This window comes from Mesorhizobium sanjuanii (assembly GCF_002529485.1).
In the GTDB taxonomy this organism is placed as follows: Bacteria; Pseudomonadota; Alphaproteobacteria; order Rhizobiales; family Rhizobiaceae; genus Mesorhizobium; species Mesorhizobium sanjuanii.
The window spans coordinates 1-1,597 of record NZ_NWQG01000181.1 but is presented as its reverse complement, the minus strand read 5'-3'; the positions used below and the strand labels follow the sequence as shown (position 1 = coordinate 1,597).

Here is a 1,597-nt window from a genome sequence, read left to right as displayed (position 1 = left end):
ATTTGAACGGAAACATGCGACGACCGCGAGGCGGCCCTATCCTCTTGTTTGACCATCACTTTTCCGAAAACAGGTTTCCACTTTGCGGGATCATGGTCTAGACTCGTCATGGCATGAATACTGAAGCGACACAGGCATTGGCCGCACCCGGCATCCACTTCCTCGACGCGCGCGCGCCTGACGGCGTGCGGCTCTATGCGATCGGCGACGTGCATGGCCGGCTCGATCTGCTGGCCGCCATGCATCGAGGGATCGCGGCGGAGATCAGCAAGGAGCAGCCGGCCGACTGGCGCGTCGTCCATCTCGGCGACTATGTCGACCGCGGGCCGGCCTCCAAGGGCGTCATCGACTTCCTGATCGAGGTGCGGAAGCGCGATCCGCGTTACCTGATGCTCGCCGGCAACCACGATATCGGCTTTCTCGATTTTCTCGATGCCCCCGAACCGGATGGGCTGTTCATGCGCTATGGCGGCATCCAGACCGCGCAGTCCTATGGCGTGGCGCTGCCCCAGGGCAGCGCATGGTTTGGCAGGAGCGAGGCGGCGCTACGCCAAGGGCACGCGGCACTTGTCGAGGCTGTGCCGAAAACCCATGTCGACTTCCTGCGGTCGCTGCCGTTTTCACTGACATTCGGCGACTTCTTCTTCTGTCATGCCGGCATCCGGCCCGGCGTCGCGCTGGAGGAGCAGGACACGCAAGACCTGATGTGGATCCGCGATGTCTTCCACAACCATCCCGGCCTTTATCCGAAGATCGTGGTGCATGGCCACACGCCCGTGCCGGAGGCCGAAGTCATGGCCAACCGTGTCAATGTCGACACGCTCGCCTGGCAATCAGGAAACCTTACCGCGCTCGTCGTGGACGGGGCGGACAAGCGCATTCTGGCGATGTCGGGTGAAAAGGGCTAGAGCGGGGAGAACACGTTCAAAACGCTACCGCGTGTGCTCGGTTCAAGCCCGGCCAATCGTATCAGCGAAGCGCGGCGGTAACGCCGTAACCGTCGACGGCGTTGTGGTTGTTGGCCACGTCGCCGGCATAGGTGCCAAAGCCGAAAAGCACGATGGCGGACAGCATGGCAAAGGACAGAAGCGCTGCTTTCACGGACGTCATCTCTGGTTGAGCTTTCTGCATTTGTGCACGAGGCGGGTTACCAATGGGTTGAAAACGGAAACCACGTCTCAAGGTTTCGACGATTTCGCGCTTCTAGGCATTTTCTGTATCGGCGGTGTGTCGCGCGGGTCACACAAATGGTTCATCGCGGTTGCACGAAAGATGCAGAGCGCGCGCCTTCTAGGACGGCGGGCGGACACAAGCCAAGGATGAAACAAGCTGTCCACAGCGGATTTTCGCCCGCGTGCCAAATATGCAACGTGCAAGCCGTCAGATCGTCGCCACCCAGGCGCGGGCGATGGCGAGGCCGGCGGCGTCGGCCCGCGGTCCGTTACTGGCCATTTCGCCGTCGAGCTTGCCGGCCCAATCCGGATTCCGGGCGGCGATGAGCGGGGCAAAGGCCGCGCTCCAGTCGCGAACCATCGGCTGATCGGCTTCGAAATGGAACTGGAAGCCGTAGACCGCGCGGCCGATGCGGAACGCCTGG

2 protein-coding genes and 1 pseudogene are annotated in these 1,597 nt (G+C 62.1%); 1 reads left to right on the top strand and 2 read right to left on the bottom strand.

Going from position 1 to position 1,597, the window contains the following annotated elements:
* Positions 1-137: 137 nt before the first annotated feature.
* A complete protein-coding gene (locus CN311_RS24350) occupies positions 138-908 on the top strand; it encodes a metallophosphoesterase (protein WP_097576225.1) in 771 nt (256 codons plus the stop codon).
* Positions 909-969: 61 nt separating this feature from the next.
* Here the strand turns inward: CN311_RS24350 and CN311_RS33695 are convergent, their stop codons facing one another.
* Entirely contained in the window at positions 970-1,101 is a 132-nt protein-coding gene (locus CN311_RS33695) for a hypothetical protein (RefSeq protein WP_008877380.1), read from the bottom strand.
* Positions 1,102-1,380: 279 nt separating this feature from the next.
* A pseudogene (locus tag CN311_RS24340) lies at positions 1,381-1,597 on the bottom strand (GMP synthase); the annotation flags it as partial.